Source organism: Bacillus salipaludis (assembly GCF_030938565.1).
GTDB classification, from domain to species: Bacteria; Bacillota; Bacilli; order Bacillales; family Cytobacillaceae; genus Neobacillus; species Neobacillus salipaludis_A.
On the sequence record NZ_JAVGVR010000001.1, the window covers coordinates 1,444,576 to 1,467,580 of the forward strand.

At 38.3% G+C, this 23,005-nt stretch carries 21 protein-coding genes and 2 pseudogenes; 22 read left to right on the top strand and 1 reads right to left on the bottom strand.

Annotated features, from left to right (window positions below):
- Positions 1-18 precede the first annotated feature (18 nt).
- The 13 genes and pseudogenes from RCG21_RS06995 (at position 19) to RCG21_RS33480 (ending at position 13,683) form a co-directional block, all read left to right on the top strand.
- Positions 19-540, top strand: a complete 522-nt coding sequence (locus tag RCG21_RS06995; RefSeq protein WP_235824896.1) for a phosphatase PAP2 family protein — start codon at positions 19-21, stop codon at positions 538-540.
- A 22-nt stretch (positions 541-562) separates the two neighbouring features.
- Positions 563-1,705, top strand: coding sequence for a glycosyltransferase family 4 protein (locus RCG21_RS07000; protein WP_133337419.1), 1,143 nt, complete (start codon positions 563-565; stop codon positions 1,703-1,705).
- 287 nt (positions 1,706-1,992) lie between these two features.
- On the top strand, positions 1,993-2,610 hold the full coding sequence (locus tag RCG21_RS07005) for a sugar transferase (RefSeq protein WP_133337625.1): 618 nt from the start codon (positions 1,993-1,995) through the stop codon (positions 2,608-2,610).
- A gap of 18 nt (positions 2,611-2,628) precedes the next feature.
- Positions 2,629-4,086, top strand: a complete 1,458-nt coding sequence (gene tuaB, locus RCG21_RS07010; RefSeq protein WP_133337417.1) for a teichuronic acid biosynthesis protein TuaB — start codon at positions 2,629-2,631, stop codon at positions 4,084-4,086.
- A 2-nt stretch (positions 4,087-4,088) separates the two neighbouring features.
- A complete protein-coding gene (gene tuaC, locus RCG21_RS07015) occupies positions 4,089-5,264 on the top strand; it encodes a teichuronic acid biosynthesis protein TuaC (RefSeq protein WP_133337415.1) in 1,176 nt (391 codons plus the stop codon).
- A gap of 18 nt (positions 5,265-5,282) precedes the next feature.
- On the top strand, positions 5,283-6,617 hold the full coding sequence (gene tuaD, locus RCG21_RS07020; protein ID WP_133337413.1) for a UDP-glucose 6-dehydrogenase TuaD: 1,335 nt from the start codon (positions 5,283-5,285) through the stop codon (positions 6,615-6,617).
- Positions 6,618-6,682: 65 nt separating this feature from the next.
- Positions 6,683-8,044, top strand: a complete 1,362-nt coding sequence (gene tuaE / locus RCG21_RS07025; RefSeq protein ID WP_308913026.1) for a teichuronic acid biosynthesis protein TuaE — start codon at positions 6,683-6,685, stop codon at positions 8,042-8,044.
- Complete coding sequence (locus RCG21_RS07030; protein ID WP_133337409.1) at positions 8,028-8,714, top strand: YveK family protein; 687 nt, start codon at positions 8,028-8,030, stop codon at positions 8,712-8,714. Before tuaE ends, RCG21_RS07030 begins: the two co-directional genes overlap by 17 nt.
- A gap of 166 nt (positions 8,715-8,880) precedes the next feature.
- Entirely contained in the window at positions 8,881-9,639 is a 759-nt protein-coding gene (gene tuaG / locus RCG21_RS07035) for a teichuronic acid biosynthesis protein TuaG (RefSeq protein ID WP_133337407.1), read from the top strand.
- 16 nt (positions 9,640-9,655) lie between these two features.
- Entirely contained in the window at positions 9,656-10,813 is a 1,158-nt protein-coding gene (gene tuaH / locus RCG21_RS07040; protein WP_133337405.1) for a teichuronic acid biosynthesis protein TuaH, read from the top strand.
- A gap of 27 nt (positions 10,814-10,840) precedes the next feature.
- Positions 10,841-11,731 carry a UTP--glucose-1-phosphate uridylyltransferase GalU gene (gene galU, locus RCG21_RS07045; protein ID WP_133337403.1) on the top strand — a complete coding sequence of 297 codons (891 nt, stop codon included), beginning with the start codon at positions 10,841-10,843 and terminating at the stop codon, positions 11,729-11,731.
- A 404-nt stretch (positions 11,732-12,135) separates the two neighbouring features.
- Positions 12,136-12,771: pseudogene (locus RCG21_RS33475) on the top strand (NAD(P)H-hydrate epimerase); the annotation flags it as partial.
- Positions 12,772-12,813: 42 nt separating this feature from the next.
- Positions 12,814-13,683, top strand: a pseudogene (locus RCG21_RS33480) (NAD(P)H-hydrate dehydratase).
- Here RCG21_RS33480 and RCG21_RS07055 read toward each other — a convergent pair.
- Positions 13,680-14,768 (bottom strand): GIY-YIG nuclease family protein, encoded by a 1,089-nt coding sequence (locus tag RCG21_RS07055; protein WP_328591988.1) that lies wholly within the window; start codon positions 14,766-14,768, stop codon positions 13,680-13,682. The pseudogene RCG21_RS33480 and the gene RCG21_RS07055 sit on opposite strands and share 4 nt — an antisense overlap.
- Positions 14,769-14,826: 58 nt before the next feature.
- Between RCG21_RS07055 and RCG21_RS07060 the strand changes: the two genes are divergently transcribed.
- From RCG21_RS07060 to RCG21_RS07100, 9 genes are all read left to right on the top strand, one after another.
- Positions 14,827-15,150, top strand: a complete 324-nt coding sequence (locus tag RCG21_RS07060) for a YnfA family protein (RefSeq protein WP_133337396.1) — start codon at positions 14,827-14,829, stop codon at positions 15,148-15,150.
- A gap of 258 nt (positions 15,151-15,408) precedes the next feature.
- The gene (locus RCG21_RS07065; protein WP_133337394.1) at positions 15,409-16,026 is read left to right on the top strand and encodes a class I SAM-dependent methyltransferase; all 618 of its coding nucleotides are present in this window, start codon (positions 15,409-15,411) and stop codon (positions 16,024-16,026) included.
- Between the two features lie 65 nt (positions 16,027-16,091).
- On the top strand, positions 16,092-16,985 hold the full coding sequence (locus tag RCG21_RS07070) for a DMT family transporter (RefSeq protein WP_133337392.1): 894 nt from the start codon (positions 16,092-16,094) through the stop codon (positions 16,983-16,985).
- An 18-nt stretch (positions 16,986-17,003) separates the two neighbouring features.
- Positions 17,004-17,384 (top strand): RidA family protein, encoded by a 381-nt coding sequence (locus RCG21_RS07075; protein ID WP_133337390.1) that lies wholly within the window; start codon positions 17,004-17,006, stop codon positions 17,382-17,384.
- 169 nt (positions 17,385-17,553) lie between these two features.
- Complete coding sequence (locus RCG21_RS07080) at positions 17,554-18,030, top strand: DinB family protein (protein ID WP_133337388.1); 477 nt, start codon at positions 17,554-17,556, stop codon at positions 18,028-18,030.
- A 72-nt stretch (positions 18,031-18,102) separates the two neighbouring features.
- Positions 18,103-19,485 (top strand): protoporphyrinogen oxidase, encoded by a 1,383-nt coding sequence (hemG, locus tag RCG21_RS07085; protein WP_308913027.1) that lies wholly within the window; start codon positions 18,103-18,105, stop codon positions 19,483-19,485.
- A 534-nt stretch (positions 19,486-20,019) separates the two neighbouring features.
- A complete protein-coding gene (gene nagE / locus RCG21_RS07090) occupies positions 20,020-21,459 on the top strand; it encodes an N-acetylglucosamine-specific PTS transporter subunit IIBC (RefSeq protein WP_133337384.1) in 1,440 nt (479 codons plus the stop codon).
- Between the two features lie 173 nt (positions 21,460-21,632).
- Complete coding sequence (locus RCG21_RS07095) at positions 21,633-22,298, top strand: hypothetical protein (protein WP_208025399.1); 666 nt, start codon at positions 21,633-21,635, stop codon at positions 22,296-22,298.
- Position 22,299: 1 nt separating this feature from the next.
- Positions 22,300-23,004: a hypothetical protein gene (locus RCG21_RS07100; protein ID WP_133337382.1), complete on the top strand. Its 705-nt coding sequence runs from the start codon at positions 22,300-22,302 to the stop codon at positions 23,002-23,004.
- The last annotated feature ends 1 nt before the right edge of the window (position 23,005 follow it).

Genomic DNA, 23,005 nt, shown 5'->3' on the forward strand with positions numbered 1-23,005 from the left:
GAATGGACTATGAGCAGAATGTTTCATGTGTTTTATGGATTTGAATGTAGAATATTTCAAAAGGTAAATCGTCATTTTGATAAGAAGCTATTAAATCTTTTTTTTCGTGCCATTACACACCTTGGAGGAGCGAAATTTACCATCATTTCTACTTTCCTCCTTCTGATTTTATCACCTAGAGAGACAAGACTGATTGCTATTTCAAGTGCAGTTGCATTATCAGCTAGTCACATACCTGTTCAAATTGTGAAGCAGATGTTCCCACGAAAAAGACCCTATTTAATGATCGAAAAAACAAAGTTTCCTGATAACCCATTACAAGACCATTCTTTTCCTTCGGGTCATACAACTGCAATATTTGCGGTTGTCACCCCATTTATAATTTTTGTTCCTCCATTAGCTTTTGTCTTTATTCCGTTAGCGATTTGTGTAGGAGTATCTAGAATTTACTTGGGTCTACACTATCCTTCAGACGTATTTGTAGGTGGCATCCTTGGAAGTTTAACTGGTATTCTTAGTTACTATATACTCTATTTTTGAAAGTATGATGAGGAGGGATTATATGAAAATAGCCATTTTCACAGATACCTTTTATCCGGACATTAATGGGGTGGCTCGAACCTTAAAAAGGTTCACCGAATATTTAGAAGCCAAAAACATCACCTTTAAAATCTTTGCGCCTGAATCTGACAATGAGGACTATGCTGCAAGCCATATTCATCGATTTAAAAGCCTATCCTTTTTCTTATATCCTGAATGCCGTTTAGCTTTGCCAAATCTTCTTCACATCAAAGCGGAATTACTAAAGTTTTCTCCGGATTTAATCCATGTCACAACCCCATTTAGTCTTGGCCTTTCTGGGGTTTATTTTGCAAAAAAGTTAAACATACCCCTTGTTGGTTCCTATCATACGGATTTCAATCAATATTTAAACTATTATGACCTTCAATTTCTTTCTAAATTCCTCTGGAAATACATGAATTGGTTTCATCACACATGTGCCAAAGTGTTCGTTCCCTCAAAAGAAACATTTTCCCAACTTAAACAACAAGGTTTTACAAATCTAGAAATATGGCCAAGGGGGGTAGATTGTAAAGTTTTTCAGCCTTTTTATCATAAAAAGACTGTTCGTGAGAAATATAGACTTTCAAAGAAATATCTCCTAACTTTTGTTGGCAGGTTAGCGCCTGAAAAAGACGTCGATAAGCTGCTGGCTATTTCTAAATCTATACCGGCTGAAATAAACGAAAATATTGAGTGGATGGTAATTGGTGACGGTCCGTTAAAGGAAGAACTTCAAGAAAAAGCTCCATCAAATATGAAATTTACAGGGTTCTTAACAGGAGAAAATTTAGCAGAGATCTATTCGGTTTCGGATCTGTTTGTATTTCCTTCTCCGACAGAGACGTTTGGAAATGTCGTACTTGAAGCATTAGCCAGCGGAACACCTGTGATTGGAGCAAATGCAGGTGGAGTGAAAAATATTATTAATCCGGGTGTTACAGGATTCTTATGCACACCGGGAAATGTAAAGGAGTTTACCAACAGAATTGTGGATTTATTAAGTCATGATAGTTTGCGAATTCAAATGGGTTGGGAGGGAAGAAATTTTGCATTATCCCAAAACTGGGATACGATTTTTGAACATTTATTAGGGCATTATTTTCTTGTCATCCAGGAGCAAAGTTTATCCAAATACGCCTGAAAATAAGTAGAAAACATCTTCTAAACAATCTGGCTTTTAAGTAAGCCAGATTGTTTTAGTTTTACATGGGTTGTTTTACCTATTTTTTGTAACTCTCTTTACAAAAAATTAACAATTTTAACGAAGATTCACAATTGTTCACTAACTCTTAATCCCAGCTCAACGAGTCCTCTAAATTCCCTCCTTATAATCTTTCATAACGGGCCGCTTAATGAATTAAATAATCTTTGAAGGTGGGTTTAATTGTGAATACACAAAGAAGCTTAAATCTTTTCCATGATTACACTATGACCCAAACCCCTAAACTGCTTTTATCGAAGGAAGCGGAGCAATATCTTTATTTAAAAAGAGCTTTAGACGTTTTCTTTGCTGTAATAGGGATCATTTTCGCATTACCGATTGTTGTTGTTTTTGCCATCCTTATTGTTCTAGAAACAACTGGTTCCCCGTTTTATGTCCAAGAAAGAATGGGGAAAAACGGAAAAATATTCAACATGATCAAGTTGCGATCGATGACCATAGATGCTGAAAAAGAGGGGGCTAAGTGGGCTGAGGTAAACGATCCGCGTGTTACAAAAGTCGGAGCGTTTATTCGAAAAACTAGGATTGACGAACTTCCGCAATTTATTTCTGTCTTAAAAGGGGATATGTCGATTATAGGTCCAAGACCCGAAAGGCCATGTTTCACCGAACAATTTGAGCGGGAAATTAAAGGATTCTCCAATAGGCTGCTTGTGAAACCGGGGCTGACAGGACTAGCCCAAATTAGCGGGGGATATGACATTTCCCCAAGAGAAAAGCTTCAATATGATTTGAAATACATACAAAATCTTTCGTTTTCACTTGAAATAAAAATTATCTTGAAAACTTTTAGAGTGGTTTTTACAGGTGAAGGTGCACGGTAATGGAGGCAGGGGAGACAAATGTCCGCAATTAGAAGAGAACTGCATAAAGGGATAAAGTGGACAGGAATTTCTACTCTACTTATTACAGGGATTCAAATCTTTCAGTTTGCTATCCTTGGAAAAATTATGAGTATATCCCAATTTGGCCTGGTTGGCATGCTGACTACCATTGTGGTATTTGCACAAATTGTATTGGATTTGGGGCTTGGTTCTGCCGTCATCCAAAAGGAAGAGGTCCATAAAAGGACATTATCAACTTTATTTTGGCTAAATCTGATGATGGGGCTTGGAGTTTGTTTAGTGCTTTTCTTTACAAGCCCGTTTTTGGCTAACTACTTTCATCGCAAGGATCTAACGGATCTTATTAAGATTCTTGCGATGATGTTTCTGATCGCTCCCATTGGACAGCAAAGCCAATATTTAATGCAAAAAGAATTACGGTTTAACATGCTTGGTGCAATTGAGGCAGCGGCAACGATAATCTCTTTTTTTACGCTTGTCATCCTCATTTTTATGATTTCTCCCATAAAAGCCTTTGTCATATCTCAAGTAGTGCTTTATGGGCTTAAAGGGATTCTTTACTTTATCTGTTACCAACGGGTATGGCGACCTTCATTGGTATTTGATCTTTCAGAATGCAGAAGCTTTCTCTCATTTGGAGCCTTTCAGCTGTTTTCAAGAATCGTGAACCGAATTGGATCAAATATCGATGTGATTTTAATCGGTAGGTTTATGGGGGCAGAAGCATTGGGGGTTTATAACCTTGTTTATCAAATCGTTACGATTCCGGTATTGAAAATCAATCCCATTATTACAAGGGTGGCCTTTCCCGTTTTTTCAAAAAATCAACAAAGTCATACTGCTTTAAATGATGGTTTCTTACACATGACAAAGCTTTTAAGTCTTGTTACTTTTCCGCTTTTAATGGGGCTAACGGCAGTTTCAAATGTTTTTATTCCTGCCATATTTGGTGAAAAATGGATGGATGCTGTTCCGATTTTGCAAATCATGTCGATCGTCGGCATTCTTCGGGTTTTGATGAACCCGAATGGCTCTATTATTCTTGCAAAAGGCAAAGCCAATATTGCGTTTTATTGGGACCTTGGTGTGCTAGTTCTTTATGGCTTATCGTTAAATTTTGCCGTTGCATCGAACAGCTTGAAGGTCGTTGCTTGGACTTATGTAATGGTAAGCATCGTGAACTTTCTAATTGGAAGGTGGTTATTAACATGGTTAATCCAGCTGCAATGGAAGCATTATCTGAAAACCATTATGGTTCCACTTTTATTCTCGATTCTAATAACAGCCATTGCGTATGTTACGAAAGTATTTAGCGCTTTGTTTTTTCAAACAACTGCCATTTTGCCGTTAACGATTTCAGTAGGATTTAGTGCTGGAGTATACTTGCTGCTTTTGTTAAAAGTGTATCCAAATTACTTCTTGAGGATTGTAAATAAACTAGCTAGAGGGCGATAAGAATGAAAGCATTATGGATTACAAGTGTGTATCCAAGTGGTTGTCAGCCAGGGAGCGGCGTCTTTCATGAAACGCAGGTGCAGGCGTTACACCGTTTGGGAGTAGAGGTTACGGTCATTAGCCCGGTACCACGCAGTCTGACATTTATTCGGAATTTTCGTAAAGCCGATAAGGCCAATAAACAAATCCCTGCGGTCTATGAGCGAAATGGAGTGAAGGTTTATCGGCCAAATTATTTAGCACTGCCCGGACAGCTTAGATGGGCGCAGCCAGACAGGCGGATTGCGGCAGCAGTTCTGAAGACCATAGAAGATTATGGGCTTGCTCCGGATTTAATTCATGCTCATTTTGCGATGCCATCTGGCGGGGCAGCAAGAATTGTTGCCTCTGAAAAAGGTCTGCCATGGATTTTAACGTTACACGGTAGTGATGTAAACGTATATCCGCATTACAGCTCTAGTGCAAAAAAGGCATTTCTTCAATCAGTCAATATGGCAGATTCGGTTTTAACGGTTGCCGAAAATTTACAAAGGAAAACGAAGGAGCTGGCAGGCAGGGAAAGTGCTGTACTCCCAATTGGGATTGATCTTTCCCAATTTCAGCAGCCGGAACAAACCAAGCAGCAAATGAGACGGCTGCTTGGGCTCCCTGAGGATAAAAAGATTATTACATTTGTTGGCAGGCTAACGGAAGCAAAAGGTGTATTTGAACTTGCCCAGACGCTTAAGTTTCTATCAAATGAAGTCGCCATTGTCTTCGTAGGGGACGGCCCCGCTAAAGATAAATTAAGCCGGAATCCGGAATTCAATAGCAGGCTTTTCATAACGGGGCAGGTTGCAAATGAAAGTGTGAGAGATTACTTGTTTGCTAGTGATTTATTTGCCCTTCCTTCCTATACGGAAGGAATGCCGACTGTAGTACTTGAAGCCATTGCTTTAAAAATCCCTGTTATTTGTACAGCGGTGGGCGGTGTCCCGGAATTATTTGGTGAACATCGTGATCTATTAATCGAGCCGAAGTCTGTATCAAGTCTAGTACAGAGAATTCAGGATGTATTAAACCGAAGTTTATATTCACCGAAAATTCTGCTGGATCTCTATGAGCAGGTACAACAAAATTATTATTCCCATAAGAACGCAATACAACTGAAAGAGAATTATAGAAACCTATTAAATTAAATGGAAGGATGATGAAAATTGAAGAAAGTTACGGTGGTTGGAACAGGTTATGTAGGTCTTGTATCGGGCACATGCTTTGCGGAAGCCGGCAACCAGGTTACTTGCTGTGATATTAATCAAATGAAAATTAATGATCTCCTGCAAGGCGTTATGCCGATTTATGAGCCTGGATTAAAAGAACTTGTCGATAAAAATGTAAAAAGGGGCACTCTTCATTTTACCTATCAAATTACCCAAGCCATTCAAGAAGCCGAGGTCATCTACATTGCGGTAGGAACTCCCATGACATCGTCGGGTAAAGCAGATCTTACCTATATTAAACAGGTGGCCAAAACCATTGGTGAAAATTTAAATGGTTATAAGGTAATTGTTACGAAAAGTACAGTGCCTGTTGGTACGGGGAAACTGATAAAATCTGTCATCCAAGAACATTCCTTTGAACAGATTCCTTTTGATATTGTAGCGAATCCTGAATTTTTACGTGAAGGTGATGCCATTAAGGATTCCATGAATATGGAACGTGCGGTAATTGGCGCAACCAGTGAAAAAGCGTTTCAAATTATTGCAGAGCTGCACCAGCCCTTTACATCCAATATCGTAAAAGCTTCTTTGGAAACAGCGGAATTAATAAAATATGCGGCAAATGCATTTTTAGCTACAAAGATCTCATTTATTAATGATATTGCTAATATTTGTGAACGTGTCGGGGCTGATGTCACCAAGGTTTCGGAAGGTATTGGGTTAGACAGCCGAATCGGCAATAAATTTTTACAGGCAGGAGTAGGCTTTGGCGGATCTTGTTTCCCAAAAGATACATCAGCTCTTCTACATATCGCGAAAGAGTGTGGATATGAATTTAATTTAATTAAGTCTGTAATTGAAACGAATGAGGGACAGCGGGTCCAATTAGTGAAAAAACTCGAGAAGGCTTTAGGAACCTTAAAAGGGAAGACGATTAGTATTTTAGGATTGGCCTTTAAACCAAATACAGACGATATCAGATCTTCACCGGCAATAGACATTATTCCATATTTAGCTGTTCATGGGGCAAATCTCCAAGCTTTCGATCCGATTGCCATTAAGGAAACGAAAAAGCAGCTGGGATACCAGTGTGCCTATTCTGAGAACATATATGAATCGATTCAAAATAGCGATGCCTGCGTGATTTTAACCGATTGGCAGGATGTCAAAGACTTGGATTTAATCAAAGTAAAGGAATTAATGAAACAGCCGCTTATTGTAGACGGAAGAAATGTCTTTGATTTGGAAACGATGAAAGATCTTGGTTTCACCTATCTTTCAGTTGGGAGGCCGGAAGTTCGACAGAAAACTGCCGCGTCAAAGTCACTTTAGGAGTTTTTCAAATGAAAAGATTTTATTTTGTGACAAGATCGAGATAAAAGGGAGAAAAAGGTTTTATGGAAGGTAATAACAGTGTTGCACGAGGAGTTGGTACGCCAGCTTTCCTAATGGTAAGACCTTATGTAGAAACGAACCGGCTGTTTTGTGGTGTGATGTTTTTATTAGTAGCGACCACCTTTCTCAATCAGTCTGTATTAAGTATTCATTTTGGTTTTTTTAGTTTGTTTTTATATCGATTGATATTGATCTCTGCGGCGACTCTCTTCATTGTTTCCATTGTAAAAGAAAAGAACCTCTCACAATATTGGAAGCAAATAAAAGTAAAAGAGGTTCTGCACTTTTTGATGTTTTGGCTTGTTTACGGAACCGTTTCGCTTTTATGGGCGAAATCATACGTTGATGGGATTAAGTATTTATTCCTGCTGGGGACGGGTATCTTATTTGTCTTTTTGGCAGTGTTTACGTTCACAAAAATATCTAGATTGCTCGTTTTTTATGGAATATGGCTATTCATGACACTGATTCTATTGTGTATTGGCTTAATCAATCATTTTACTCATATTCAGCTCCCAAGCTCAACGTTGTATGGAGGGCCGGAATATAAGTTGTCTTATCCAACTGCGGTGTTTTTTAATCAAAACGACTTTGCAACGTTTCTTACTATCTCGTTTTCTTTTTATGCAGCGGCAGCAAAAAATAGTCGGAATGTGTGGATTAAAACTTCAACAATACTACTTGGATTGTTATGTGTTTATATCATTTATTTAACTGAATCACGAGCTAGTTTGCTAGGGGTCTTCGTAGGTTTGATTTTCTATTTATTTATCCACCTGCCTTCCTATTTAAAGAAGGTGACATTGAACATCGGTTTGATTGCAATGGTTCTTTGTTCCGTGTTTTTTTTCAACAAGGTGTCAAATATCATTGCAGCGGATGATGGGCATTCATCGAATGTAGTAAGGCTGAATTTATTGAAAAATGCCTTCCACTTTATATTGGATACATTTGGATTTGGTGTAGGGGCGGGCAATATTCCATACTACTTGAAAAATGAAGCCATTTACGATACCAACCATGTTGTTGAAGTGCATAATTGGTTAATGGAAATTTTAGGTAATTTTGGGATTATTATATTTTTAGGTTATCTCTTTACGTATGTTTATCTATTTTGTTGCCTTTATAAAGCCTTCAAAAAAACGAGGGATGAGAAGGAAAAAGGAATCATTGAAGCATGCATGATTGGGCAAATTGCCTTCCTTATTTCCAGTATAAGTCCGAGCTCCGTAAGCAATCTATATTTCCATTGGGTTTTCCTGGGGTTTGTCATTGCTACGGTAAATGTATATAACAACAAAAGTAGAAAAATTAAGAGTGAAAATAAGCGAAGGAGTAAGCTTCGGAATGGAATTAATCGTTAATAGACTGGCACAAAGAAGTAAAAAATATCTTTTAATTTTAATAGCAATTCCAATTGTTCTCGGATTGGTGGGATGGTTACTTCCTGTTGGGAAAGAAGCAACCACGTATACTGCCGAAGCGACGCTTTCTTTAGGGAGTTATGATTATGATGATTTAAATAATTCCAAAAATGTAATGATTTTATTAACTAACCCTCCTTTCTATCGAGATAATTTATCAGATCTATCGAAAGAGGAACGGGCTGAGATTTTAAGCAAATTACAAGTAACGGCTGTAACGGATAAAATCATTAAACTTTCTTATACAGATTCTCCAAAAGAGAATGCAACTGAAGTAATAAACGATATTTCAAAGGCATTTTTAAAGATGGATCAATTACGTTTTCAAGAGAAAAAGAAAATCATTCAGGATTCCATTCAATCATTAAGCCAGGAGAAGGTCAGCGAAGATACAATAGTTGACCAACAACGCTTTCTTAATGAACTGAAAACGACACTTTTTGAAATTAAACCGGCGCTATTACTAGAATCTTCAGATCCAAGTGAGGTAATGACGGACAATAAGGCCCTCAACTCAAAGGAACGGGCGGTAGCAGGGATTTTAATTGGAATTACACTCGCTTGTGCTTGGGTTTTGATTCCTGAACTGGTTCGGGGACAGTCAGAATAAAGTGAAACTTCAATCAGTGGGGGTTTTTTTCATCCCCCACTGATTGTTAGTTGAACCAATCGGGCTTTTACGGGCAGTTGACCCCCACTTATGCTTCCTGTTTCCGCTAACCCTTGAAGTGGGGGTCTTACTGCCCGTTAATGCGGGATAAAAGGAGGATAACCTTATGATTCAAAAACAGCCAACTATTTCCATTATTACCCCGTCGTATAATGCCAGCAAATTTATCGATAAAACAATCGATTCTGTTTTAATGCAGACTTATCAAAATTGGGAAATGATTATTGTCGATGATTGCTCAACTGACGAAACACCGGATATATTAAACCGTTATGCTGAAGAGGATGAAAGAATACGAGTTATTTTTTCAAAAGAAAATAGTGGTGCTGCGATCGCCAGAAATCTTGCCTTACAGCATGCACAAGCAAGATATGTTGCTTTTTTAGATAGTGATGATTGTTGGAAACCAGATAAATTAGAGCGCCAGCTAACCTTTATGCAGAAAAATGACTATGCTTTCACTTTCACTGGGTACGAATTTATTAATAATGATGGTGTTCGTTTGAATAAATACGTATCAGCACCAGAAAAAATTACCTATGAGGATATGTTAAAGAATACAATTATCGGATGTCTAACGGTCATGATTGATCGCCGTAAAGTAGGCCGAATTCAAATGCCCAATATTCGAACAAGGCAGGATTTGGCAATGTGGCTTGCGATTTTAAAAAAGGGATTTAAAGCCTATGGATTAAATGAAAATTTAGCTGAGTATCGAATTGGAAATCCCTCGATTTCAAAAAACAAATGGAAAGCTGCCAAGATGAATTGGTTTGTGTATCGCAAGATTGAGAAGTTGAATTTTCTTAAAGCATTTTGGTGTTTCTCTCATTATGCTTATCATGCAGTAGTTAAAAGAATATAAAAGAGGTTTTGGATAAATGGAAAAAATTCATATTGTGGTAGCAACAGGGGAATGGGAAAATGATGGGCTCCGTTATCGAAGACATCGACTTGCAGAATTTTTGCAACAACAACCGGATACGAAAGAAGTGATTTGGGTTTGTCCAAGCCCAAATCGTAAGGAAGTTTCTGCAAAAACACTGTCAAACGGAATCGGACAATGGTCGGTACAAGATTTGCTGCCAAATAAGATGTTTCGGTTTGGACGCTATATGGATGGATTCTATAAATCAAAGTTGCTCCCTTTCCTTTCCTATTTAAAAAAATTCAAAGGACAGTATATGATCAATCTTTGGTACACCTTTCCCGGTTTCCCATTACTTTCAGATCTGTTTCCATGGGACAAGGTCATATATGATTGCAGTGATTTATGGGCTTCACCCATGAACGGGAAAAGTTCAGTCGTATCTACTCTTAGACAGAACATTATTGCAAAAGCAGAAAATCGGATTATTCAGAGGGCCGATACCATCTTTTGCACTTCTGAATATTTACGTGATCAAATGATAGAAAAAACAGGTTCGACTCAAAAAGTCTTTACATTTGAAAATGGGGTTGAATTCGAGCTATTTGCAAGCGAACATACTCAAGTTGAACATGTTCTTCCGGAAAACTTTAATGGCACTGTTTTGGGATTTATCGGGGGAATTAAACCGAAGCTTGATTTTGAGCTAATCCAGCAAGTGGCAAGAAAAAAGCGGGAGTGGCTATTTTTGTTCGTAGGTCCAGATGGAACAAATCAAGATTCTGATTTTAAAAAGTTACTAACGGAACAGAACGTATTATGGACCGGCAGTGTTTCTCCTGCTGATGTTCCGAAATATATGAATTTAATCGACATTGGGATCATGCCATATAAACCCTCCCAATACAATCAGGCCGTATTCCCATTGAAATTATTTGAATTTCTGGCAGCAGGTAAACCGGTTGTAGGGATTAATTTACCTTCTACCAAAAAGTATGTTCAAGAATCGGTTTATAGCTATATAGAAAACAATCAACCAAGTGAATTTATCTATGAATGTGAAAAATTAGCAAGTTATAAGAATCAAGATAACAATATGCTTATTCGCAAGCAGGTAGCGAAAGCGAAAAACTGGAGCGATGTATTCGAAAACATGCTTTCTTGTGTTTAGGTTTATTTTGGAAAAGGAGTGAGAGTAGTGAAGCAAATTCGTAAAGCAATTATTCCTGCGGCAGGATTGGGTACAAGATTTTTACCGGCTACAAAAGCTATGCCCAAGGAAATGCTTCCTATAGTGGACAAGCCAACTATCCAATATATCGTTGAGGAAGCAATGGAGTCTGGAATTGAAGATATAATTATTGTAACGGGAAAAGGAAAACGGGCAATTGAAGATCATTTTGACAACTCTTTTGAGTTAGAAGAAAACTTGGTTACAAAAGGGAAATTTGATCTTCTTGAAAAGGTAAAGGAATCATCAAAAGTTGATTTACATTATATTCGGCAGAAGGAACCAAAAGGACTCGGTCATGCCATCTGGTGTGCACGTAAATTTATCGGAGATGAACCATTTGCTGTTTTGCTGGGGGATGACATTGTACAAGCGGAAACTCCCTGCTTGAAACAAATGATCAATGTTTACAATAGAATTCAGACCTCTGTAATTGGTGTTCAAACCGTTTTAGAAAGCGAAACTTCTAGATACGGGATTATTGACCCATCAGAACAAGATGGTCTATTGTATCAAGTGAGGAATTTCGTGGAGAAGCCTTCCTTAGGATCAGCTCCTTCTAATTTAGCCATAATGGGTAGATATATTTTGACTCCTGAAATTTTTATGTTCCTAGATAAGCAAGAAGAAGGCGCTGGAGGTGAGATTCAATTAACTGATGCTATTCAGCAGCTCAACAAAATACAAAGGGTCTTTGCTTATGAATTTGAAGGAAAGAGATTTGATGTAGGAGATAAACTAGGGTTCATTCAAACAACGATTGAGATGGCTCTTCAAACGAATGAACTGCGATCAGAATTAATGACGTTTTTAGATGAAATTTTAATGAAGCAAAATTTAATGATTCCGAATGATTAATTTAACTTAATGGATGAACTCTCTTACATATAGGAGGGTTTTTTATTTTTGGGGCAAAAAAAAGAGTCACGCTAAATATTATTTGCATTAGATCCGCTTTTTTCGGGGAGCAAAAAAGGAGTAGTAAAAAATCTTACCAAAGCAAATCACCAGAAATAATTCGAACATACCATTAAGTAAATTTTGCATATTATTCCTCCCTATGGAAAGTTTGGTGAGAATGGGTATAAACTTAATACTGTTATGTCATTTGAACGCTTATGACTTTATCTATACTCTATATTCTAAATTGAAAATACTAAGGCATAGTTAAAGAGATGTAAATCTACTGTAAAAAAGAGACCATGAATCGTAAAAAAAATTTCTTATAATCATAAAAATGGAAGTATAAGGACGTGATTTAAATGTTCATTGCAGGGCAAAAGGAAATGCAGCAAATGGATCAATATACAATGGAAAAAATCGGGGTGCCTGGTATAATTTTAATGGAAAATGCTGGAGGGAGAGTAGTAGAAGAAATTCTCGCATGCACCCCATATGAAAATCCTAGAATTATTGTGCTTGCTGGGGGAGGAAATAATGGAGGAGACGGTTTTGTGATTGCCAGAAAACTGGTTGATGCAGGCCTGAAGCCGCTGCTCTGTTTGTTAGTAAAGCCTGAGAAAATAAAAGGTGATGCAAAAGTCCACTTTGATGTATACATGAATCGGAGGCTTCCAATTTTCTATTTACATGAAAATACGCAAGAGGCCCTTCGGATGAAGTTAGTTCAAGCTGACATTATCGTTGATGCGATTTTGGGAACGGGAGTGAACGGACCTGTTCGAGAGCCTTTCAATCAGGTTATTTCGATGGTAAATGAATTGTCCGATAAGAAATGGGTTATTGCAGTCGATATCCCTTCGGGGGTGAGCAGTGATACTGGAAAAGTAGAAGGAGCAGCAGTGAACGCTGCAAAAACAATAACCTTTGTTTTTCCGAAAAAGGGATTTTTCCTGCAAGACGGTCCCATGTATGTTGGTGCGTGGAAGGCAGTAGATATTTCCGTGCCTCCTTCGGCTTGTGAGGAATTGGGACTTGATATGCCAAGGCTAATTACAGAATCACTGGCTGAAGCTGCAGTGCCGGTGCGTCCGAAAAATGGTCATAAAGGAACATTTGGGCATGCACTTGTTCTAGGTGGATCTTGTCATTATGTGGGCGCGCCCATTTTTTCCGCCAAGGCTGCCCTCTATTCAGGGGCAGGATTGGTGACATTAGCCATTCCAGAATGCATTTACTCCATGGTGTCCGCACAGTGTCCGGAATCGTTAATGTTGCCATTATCTGCTGAAGATGGTCATTTCGCAGGCAGCTCCGTTGAAGAGATTAAGCCTCGTATGGGGTAGTTTGATAGTATTGCAATTGGTCCGGGAATTAGTAGATTTTCCAGAGGTGAAGAATGGGTAAAGAATATAATTGGCGGGTTAACAGGTCAACCGATTGTAGTTGATGCGGATGCACTTTACCTACTTCGGAACGAGTTAGAATTCGTTCGTGAATATAATGGAAATGTTATTTTTACTCCGCATCCGGGTGAAATGGCGAGTTTATTAAATTCTTCGGTAAAAGAAGTGGAAGCAAATCGGATAGGGACGGCTAAAAGTTTTGCAAAAGATTTTAATGTTTTCTTGTTATTGAAGGGGCATCGCACGGTGATTGCTAGTCCAGATGGCGAGATTTATATCAATCCGTACGGTCATGACGCTCTTGGGAAGGGCGGCAGTGGGGATGTGCTCACTGGGTTAATTGTTTCATTTCTCGCTCAAGGTGCTACGCCGCTAGCGGCAATGATTGCGGCAAGTTATTTACATGCAAAAGCTGGAGAAGAAAAAGCTAAAACTTTATCCCATTATGGAGTCATGCCTTTTGATATAGTAGATGGGGTTAGAGAGCTTTTAAATAGGTTTTAGCTCTCATCCCCTATTAATAATTTTTTTATTTCACAATCTAAAGCATCGTTTTTTGAATTAAGCCAATGACCAGGAATTATCAGATGTTTGCTGGTGCTGCTTTTTATATAACTGTAGATAATTTGGGCTTCATCGATTTCATCTTTACTGATTTTGTGGGATTCATCTGAATCTCCCTTTTGAAAATAAGTCAAAATGTCTTTTTTAATGAGTGGACAAAGTTCAATTATGCTCGCAACGATATATTTGTCACTGTAAAGAACTCTGTTTCCTTTAATAAGAAAAAGCTTTAATGTGCGATCCTGTAAATATTCGATTACAGCAATATTTTTATTTGCTTCCGTAAATTCGATTACTTTTTCTTTATTTAAAATAAAATTGATGGAATCTATAAAATCCCGATATTTCGAGGCCGTTTCAAAGTCGAAATTTTCGGATGCCTGGGCCATTTTTTCATTCATTTCTCCCAGAATGCTTAGGTCAGTGCCATTTAATAAAGCAATGATGTCATTTATGCTGTTATTGTATTGTTCAAGGGCTGTGGGATGCCCGAGACAAATGCCATTACATAAACCTAATGAATAGTTCAGGCAAGGTTCGTTCCTTTTGGTTAGATTCGTACACAAGATTTTCTTAAATTCTTTTAAGTTTGAGATTGCTTTTTCAACAGTGTACTTGTTGATGTATGGCCCGAAATATAGGTGTTTGTGATTGAAGATTAGATTATGCGTAACATCTATACTCGGAACTTTCTTATCCGTTTTAATCACAATATAGGTATAGGATCGCGGGTTTTTCATTTTTCGATTAAAAAATGGCTTTATTTCCTTGATTAAATGACATTCGAGCATAAAAGCTTCGAATTCAGTGTCGGTAAGGATATAGTCAAGATCCTTTATGTTATTTTTTAGTTTTACAATTTTTTGTGAATGGGCTTTTGAGTTTTGGAAATAAGATTGAACACGGCGTTTCAGGTTTTTTGCCTTTCCAACATATATAATATTGCCGTGGGAATCTTTCATGAGATAGACTCCTGGAGATGTTGGGAGGCTTTTGATTTTATCTTTTAAAATTACGATCTCCACCGTTCACATGAAAATATTCTTTATTATTCTAGCACAAGATTTTTAGGAGTGATTTGATATTTATACGATTACCTTATTCATTTTAGCAGGGATTGCAGAAATCGGGGGAGGTTATCTGATCTGGCTTTGGCTGCGCGATGGCAAGCCTTTTTGGTATGGGATTATTGGCGGGATTGTTTTAATTCTTTATGGTATCATCCCGACGCTTCAGAAGTTTCCTTCATTTGGGAGAGTGTATGCTGCCTATGGCGGTGTTTTCATTATTCTATCTGTATTGTGGGGATGGGGTATGGATAAGAAAACCCCGGATACCTATGATTGGATTGGTGCGGTAATATGTATAATTGGGGTATCTGTTATGCTTTGGGGGCCGAGACACTAACAGTCGTCTAATTTAGGTATAGGGCAAACTTTGTTGAATAAGATTTAGGACAATACGCGTGAAGAGCCATAAAGAAATGCCCCAAAAAAGGATTTTAAGGACAAAACACGTAAAGAGCCAAGTAGAAATGTCCTAAAAAAAGATTTTAAGGACTAAACTCGTGAAGAAACTTGATAAAATGTCTTTAATGAATGGATTCATAGCTTTTCCATGCCTGTAATTAATACATATTCTTAATAAACCATTAGGAGTAAAACCATGAAAGAACATTTATATGACAAACAACTGAACATTAAGACCGGTGCGGTTCAAATGACTCCCACGAAATCATTTCATTATCATCGATACGAGCCAACTCCTTATCAAGCACTAGAAACATTTTTTGGCCAATATAAATTAAAAAGCAGTGATCGGGTTGTAGACTTTGGTTGTGGAAAAGGGAGGCTTCTTTTTTTCACCCATCATTTATTCCATTCAACGGTAATCGGCGTTGAAATGAACGAGGGATTATTTCAGGAGGCCATTGCGAATCGAGAGCGTTATTTGCAAAAAGCAAAACTGCGGACCGAAAAAATTCAGTTCCATTGCTGTTTTGCTGAAGAATACCAGATTAACCCATTAGACAATTGCTTTTATTTCTTTAATCCCTTTACGATTCAAATTTTCATCAAAATCGTAAATAATGTCTTACTTTCAGCAGAAAAATCACTGCGTGAAATCGATTTAGTTCTATATTATCCATCGGAAAACTATATTTACTATCTCGAAAACCATACCCCATTTGAACTCCAGGAGGAAATCGTACTACCGGGGCTTTTCGAACACAATCCGAATGAGCGATTTCTGATCTATCGGCTTAGAAAAATTAATTCTTGAAACCTTCCAAATATTAGAATAATCTTTAATTAATACTTCAATCGTTTGGCAGAAAGGAGTTTCATGTGAAAGGTCAATTAAAAATAATTACCGCTATGCTCATTTGGGGGAGTCTTGGCATTTTTGTGAAAAATATTAATCTATCCTCAAGTGAAATTGCACTCTTGCGAGGAATCATTGGTAGTATATTTCTTATTTTTTTCTTAGTGATTGCTAAACAGAAGCCCTCCATTCAAGCGGTTAAAAAGAATCTTATGCTTTTGATTTTTTCCGGAGCGGCCATCGGCTTTAATTGGATCCTTTTGTTTCAATCTTATCGCTATACAACCGTCTCTAATGCAACCTTAAGCTATTATTTTGCACCAGTTTTTGTCATGGCTTTATCTCCTTTTGTATTAAAGGAAAGACTGACTCCTGCTAAGGTGGGCTGCATCATCACGGCCATGATTGGCTTGTTCCTTGTAGTAAATATTGGGGGAGCTGATAGCGGGGAGAATTACCACCATGTGACTGGAATTCTTTACGGTCTATCAGCAGCAGCCTTATATGCGAGTGTGGTATTAATCAATAAGTTTATTAAAAACTTGTCTGGCTTTGAAACTACATTCGTTCAGTTACTCGTTGCATCTATAGTCCTTTTTCCATATGTTTTCCTAAAGGATCATTTGAATTTTTCTGGTATTACTTCAAATTCGATTGTATTTATTATCATCATTGGGATTATCCATACGGGGATTGCTTATTTCCTTTACTTTACGTCCATTAAAGAATTAAAGGGCCAAAGGATTGCCGTATTAAGCTATATTGATCCGATTTCAGCAGTAATATTTGCAGCGATTTTCTTAGGGGAAGGCATCGGCCTCATGCAAATGGTTGGCGGAATCCTGATCCTTGGTTCAACCTTCCTAAGTGAAAGAATCGAAATTCAGATTCAAAAGATTCATAACAGTAAGGCTTAAAGATTGGAGGAGCTTAAAATGGCAAGAAAAGCGTATAATGCTGAGGGTGCGGCAGCAATCGGTCCTTATTCACATGCTGTTGAGTCAGGTGACTTGATCTATCTTTCGGGTCAAACGCCAATTGACTCCGCAACAGGCGAATTGGTCAAAGGTGGTATTGGGGAGCAAACAAGACAATGCTTTTTGAATTTATTCAAGGTTCTCGAGGCTGCAGACTTAACGCCGGATGATGTGATTAAGGTGAATGTTTATTTAACTGATATGAAAAATTTTAAGGCAATGAACGAAGTATACGGAACACAGTTCAGCCAACCGTTTCCGGCAAGAACGACAGTCGCCGTTGCTGCCCTGCCGCTTGATGCAGAGGTTGAAATTGAATTGATTGCAAAGAAATCATAAGGTATGCTCTAAGTTTTGGGTGCAACATAACAATTCACCTTAAATACGAGAGCTAATCACAAGTAAATTTACGCTCATTTCACGCTTTGAATATCAACAAAAAAGGGCTTTGGACATTCCAAAGCTCATTTTTTGCCTGAATACATAACTAAATAAGGGAGTGACTGCATTGATCAAGTTTTTTGAGTATAACTGGCAAATAAGAGATGAATGGTTTGATTGGTGTAAGCAACTGCCGATAGAAGAATTGTTAAAGGAACGCAGTGGTGGAGTAGGGAGTATTTTATATACTCTTTTTCATATTATTGATGTGGAATATAGTTGGCTTCGTGGCAGTCAAGGTAAAGAAGATGTGGCAGTTCGGTTTGTTGATTATAATACACTTGATAAAGTTAAATTACTATCAGATTCGTATCGAAAAGAAATAGTTGAATTTTTAAAAATAGATTTTGCCAAATTAAAACAGAAACTTGTTAGTGTTCCTTGGGATGAACATACATATACATTTGATGAAATCCTACATCATATCATTTCTCACGAGATCCATCACATTGGTCAACTTTCCATTTGGGCAAAAGAATTAAAACTTAGTCCTGTTCCTGCTAACTTTATAGGGAGAGAGTTAAAATCTATCCATTCTTATTGAGGTAACGGCTACCTCCCTTGATATGATAAACTGTAATGGACTAAATATAGAACTATATAAGAGGTGGCAGAAGTGAAAACAGTCGTAGTAATCGGTGGCGGTATTACGGGGTTATCGGCCATATATGAATTACATAAATGGAAGAAGGCGAATGGGGCAGATGTCAGGCTGATTCTGATAGAAGCTTCCAATCAGCTTGGAGGGAAAATCCGAACCGTCAAACAAGATGGATTTGTAATGGAAGCAGGAGCGGATTCCATTGTCGCCCGTAAAATGGAGAACATAACGGTGATCGAAGAACTTGAGATGGAAAAAGAAGTGGTTTATAATGCGACAGGTATTTCCTTTATTTACAGTGATGGAGAATTGAATCCAATTCCAGAGGATGCAGTGTTTGGAATTCCGGCAAGCATTGAATCGCTGGCGAAGAGCACGCTCGTTTCTGCAGATGGAAAAGTGGCAGCACTAAAGGATTTTTATACAAAAAATGAAACATTTACAAAAAATGACTCCATCGGATCCTTTCTTGAGCATTTCTTAGGAACAGAATTGGTTGAAAAACAAATTGCCCCAGTCCTCTCCGGCGTCTATTCCGGAAAACTCAGTGACTTAACGATCAAATCTACTCTTCCATATTTGATTGATTATAAGGAAAAATACGGAAGCATCATAAAAGGACTTGAAGCTAATAAACAAAAATTTAAAGGCGGAGAAAGGAAGTTTCTTTCTTTTCAAAATGGTTTAGGTTCACTGATTGACGCGTATGAGCAAAAGCTGGATGAAGCTGAAATTTTAAAAAATACAAAAGTCAATAAAATTGAAAAAGAGGGCAGCCGTTATCAGTTGTTTCTGAACAATGAGGAAATTATCGAAGCGGATTACATCTTGCTAAGTATTCCAAATACGGCTGCTGAATCGTTAATCGATGACCAGGATCTTCAAAGCAGGTTTTCAGGATTGAAAAATAGTTCGTTAATTAGTGCGTATCTTGGCTTTGATGTACCCGACAGTGTACTTCCAGCGGATGGAACGGGATTTATCACTGCAAATACGGATGAATTATCCTGCAATGCCTGTACGTGGACAAGCCGGAAATGGGACCACACTTCAAAATCCGGAAACCTGTTGGTCAGACTCTTTTATAAAAGCAGTCATCCTTCATTTGCTTCTTTAGAGGAAATGGATGAAGAAGAATTACTAGAGGTTGCGCTTGGCGACATTCGCAAAAGCCTTGGAATTCAAGCAAAGCCAGTTGCCAATGAAATCACCAAATGGACCGATCAAATGCCGAATTATTTAATTACCCATCCAAAAAGTGTTGAAGCACTTGAAAGCAAAATGGCGGCTGATTACCCTGGAATCATCCTTGCCGGTTGTTCTTATTATGGTGTGGGAATCCCTGACTGTATCGAAAATGGGGTGGATTCGGCAAGGAAAATCATTCAAATGTTTTAATATTGAAGAGGATAGCTGATGTGTTTAGCTATCCTTTTTCTTTTTTCTAGGCTTTGTAAAAGACAATGTTGATTTTTAAACAAAGTTGATTGGAGCGGAAGATGCGAGACTCCTCGAAAATGCTAACGCATTTTCTTCGTGCGTGGGTGGATTCAAGGATGTCATTCAATGTCCTGCGGGAGCAGCGGGACAGGTGAGACCCCACAGTCGCTAAAGCGCCGAGGATGCTCACCGCCCGCCCCGCGGAAAGAGAGCATCCTGGAGCGGAAATCAACAACCAAGTATAACACAGCCTCTAAAAAAGAAATCTATTAAGTACTTTTTCCTTTCACCCTATGAATTTGGCTAAATATGTATTTTAACGGTTGCGGAGTAATAAAATAATAAAAAATTATGATGGAGGGGGTGGTCCATGGCGAGCGGGACCTAAGGTAATTTACTATTTAAAGGGCATTATATTTTCTCATTGTTAAACTATTTTTTGATGTTAATTGGTTGTTAGCTTTCTAGAATCTTTTAACAGGAGGAATTAACATGAAGAAATATCTGCAGAGAATTGGTCGTTCCTTAATGTTACCTGTTGCTGTATTGCCGGCCGCAGCCATCCTCATGGGGATTGGCTATTGGATTGACCCAACCGGATGGGGGGCTGGCAGTCCAGTAGCGGCTTTCTTAATTAAAGCAGGAGGCTCAATCATCGATCATATCCCGATTCTTTTTGCCGTTGGAGTTGCATTGGGCATGGCAAAGGAGAGGGATGGTTCGGCGGCACTAAGCGGCTTGGTAGCTTACCTGGTCGTGACCACCTTGCTTTCAAGCAGTTCTGTTGCGATGTTACAAGGTATTGACGCAGCTAAAGTCGACCCTGCTTTTGGAAAAATCGAAAATGCCTTTGTTGGGATTCTCTCAGGTCTTGTCGCTGCCCGTACGTATAATCGTTTTAGCCATGTAAAATTACCGGATGCACTAGCCTTTTTTAGTGGTAAACGGCTCGTGCCGATCATGACCTCACTTGCCATGTTGCTCATTTCCCTCGTACTTTATTTTGTCTGGCCAGTAATTTTTACCGGTCTGGTTTCCTTCGGTGAAGCGATTAGTAAATTAGGTGCTCTTGGTGCTGGTCTATATGGATTCTTCAACCGATTATTAATTCCACTAGGATTACATCACGCCTTAAATATGGTCTTTTGGTTTGATATTGCCGGAATTAACGATATTGGGAACTTCTGGGCGAGTAAAGGGGTTAAAGGTGTTACCGGTATGTATCAAGCAGGCTTCTTCCCTGTAATGATGTTTGGTTTGCCTGCTGCAGGGCTCGCCATGTATCATACGGCAAAAACGAAGCATAAGAAACAAGTTGCCTCTTTAATGATGGCAGCAGGATTTGCTTCCTTTTTTACAGGAGTGACAGAACCAGTTGAATTTGCTTTTATGTTTGTCGCACCGGTCCTTTATTTGGTTCATGCTGTATTAACGGGTATATCTTTAGCCGTAGCAGCTTTATTCCATTGGACCGCCGGATTTGGCTTCAGCGCTGGATTGATTGACTTTGTTTTAAGCTTGAAAATTCCAATCGCCAATCAACCGTATATGCTCCTTGTCCAGGGGTTAGTTTTTGCCGTCATTTACTATTTCTTATTCCGCTTTATCATCGTGAAATTTAATTTGATGACACCTGGAAGAGAAGAGGATTTAGATGAAGAAGCCGTTGGGTCCGTTATAAGCGGAGGGAAATTTGCAGAGCTTGCAGCCAAAATTTATGAAGGCTTGGGTGGAGATGCAAATGTATCTTCTGTTGAAAATTGTGTAACCCGATTAAGAGTTGAAGTAAAAGATATGAGTGCTGTGGATCAAAACAAGATTAAGGCAACGGGTGTTCCGGGTGTGATAGTTGTTGGGCCGCAAAACATTCATGTAGTGGTTGGAACTCAAGTGCAATTTGTGGCTGATGAAATCGATAAATTGAGGAAATAAGATGATAAGGGTGTCCCGAAAGGAATTTTGGGACACTTATTTTTTATAGATTGCTAGATGATATATGTGTTATTGTAGTTTTTACTAGTTGTTAAAATATTCCTTTTTGTTATATGGGGAGGTGCTTCAACATAATAAAATTTGATTTTTCCTTTTCTATGGTCGGTTTATTAATGGGAGCAGTGTCATGGGCTATCATTGTCACCATTGCCTTGCAAATGTATAAAAAACGGACTGTTAAGCCAACGAAATGGAAAGCGATTGTTGCCATCGTTATCGGTATTTTTTCGTTTACGATTAATTGGAATATGTCTGGGACGCAGATTAAGTTTCCAATTTTGCCGCTTGGGGTGTGGATTTTATACTGGATATTAAAAGGAAGGGGGGATTCCTGGACGATTTATCGTCATTTTGCTTGGCTGGGGTTTTGGGCGAATTTTATATTTTTACTTACATCTTTTGTTGCCATCCCTGTTCAGCAAATGTTATATCCTCAAAAAGAGGTATCAACCTATATTTCCAATATTAATCAGGCTTCGCTGGTTAAAATTTATTCCCCAGCAAAAGATGATTCTCTAAATAAGGAGAACTTACAAAAGCAGCTTGATACTATGACACAAGAACCTCTCTATAGTGAAGAATGGTTTTATTCCAACATGGATACAAAGAAAAAATATGAAAGATTTCCTTACCAGCTTATTGGCTCCTCACCTAAGTTTGGCAGCGGCTTGAAAGTAATAGTTTATGTTAAAAATGAAGGTAAAGGATTACTAATTGTTACACCGAATGAACAGCTTTATTTTCGCTCCCAAAATTCGTTGTTAGAAAGGGGGAATTAAGTTGTTGAAAAAAAGTTTATGGGTAGCTGGAAGTCTAGTCTTATTAGTCTTCGCAGCTGTCATGGTTTATGGGTATTACTTTCAAATTCTAAGCCCATTCCCTGCAAAAAAACAATTAATTAGCGAGATTAATAAGCTTTTCCCCGAAGCTGCGGCAAGCAAGATTCAAGATACAATCACCCTTGATAAAAAACATGTATTTGTGCCGTATATATCAAAAGGAGACAAATACGGTGCAAGTTCATGGGCGTGGAATCAGCGTAAATGGGAACTTGAATCGATCAATACAACAGGTGAACCACAATTATGGAAAATTAACCTCGAAGACCCGTCAACGTACTATTTTACTTGGAATATGGATCCGGATAGTAAATTGAGTGATGGTAAGTTTTATATGTTGAGAGACAGGGGATTTTTTATAACAGACGGGAAAGAACATTATTTACCTAGGATTCAAATGGAGAAGAACATCTCATTCCAGACCAAACCATATGGGGTGTTGAAAATCCCAAGGGAATGGGTGGTAGTATTGAATTCATTTATTGACCAGGGTACATCTAAAAATGATCAGCTGAATTTTGGCTGGGTTCCCTATGATTCTAATAACAAGGTGCTGTCTCCTAAAGATCTAATCGGTAATGGATTTTCAAATTATGGAGATCACATTGAAATGGTAAGATTTTTGGCTAAAGATGAAATCGAATGAG

Coding starts and splice junctions, on each gene's coding strand:
- tuaC (WP_133337415.1), top strand. CDS start 4,089: ATGAAAGCATTATGGATTACAAGTGTGTATCCAAGTGGTTGTCAGCCA.
- RCG21_RS07005 (WP_133337625.1), top strand. CDS start 1,993: ATGACCCAAACCCCTAAACTGCTTTTATCGAAGGAAGCGGAGCAATAT.
- nagE (WP_133337384.1), top strand. CDS start 20,020: ATGAAGAAATATCTGCAGAGAATTGGTCGTTCCTTAATGTTACCTGTT.
- tuaE (WP_308913026.1), top strand. CDS start 6,683: ATGGAAGGTAATAACAGTGTTGCACGAGGAGTTGGTACGCCAGCTTTC.
- RCG21_RS07000 (WP_133337419.1), top strand. CDS start 563: ATGAAAATAGCCATTTTCACAGATACCTTTTATCCGGACATTAATGGG.
- RCG21_RS07075 (WP_133337390.1), top strand. CDS start 17,004: ATGGCAAGAAAAGCGTATAATGCTGAGGGTGCGGCAGCAATCGGTCCT.
- tuaG (WP_133337407.1), top strand. CDS start 8,881: ATGATTCAAAAACAGCCAACTATTTCCATTATTACCCCGTCGTATAAT.
- RCG21_RS06995 (WP_235824896.1), top strand. CDS start 19: ATGTTTCATGTGTTTTATGGATTTGAATGTAGAATATTTCAAAAGGTA.
- RCG21_RS07065 (WP_133337394.1), top strand. CDS start 15,409: ATGAAAGAACATTTATATGACAAACAACTGAACATTAAGACCGGTGCG.
- RCG21_RS07095 (WP_208025399.1), top strand. CDS start 21,633: ATGGGAGCAGTGTCATGGGCTATCATTGTCACCATTGCCTTGCAAATG.
- tuaH (WP_133337405.1), top strand. CDS start 9,656: ATGGAAAAAATTCATATTGTGGTAGCAACAGGGGAATGGGAAAATGAT.
- tuaB (WP_133337417.1), top strand. CDS start 2,629: ATGTCCGCAATTAGAAGAGAACTGCATAAAGGGATAAAGTGGACAGGA.
- RCG21_RS07030 (WP_133337409.1), top strand. CDS start 8,028: ATGGAATTAATCGTTAATAGACTGGCACAAAGAAGTAAAAAATATCTT.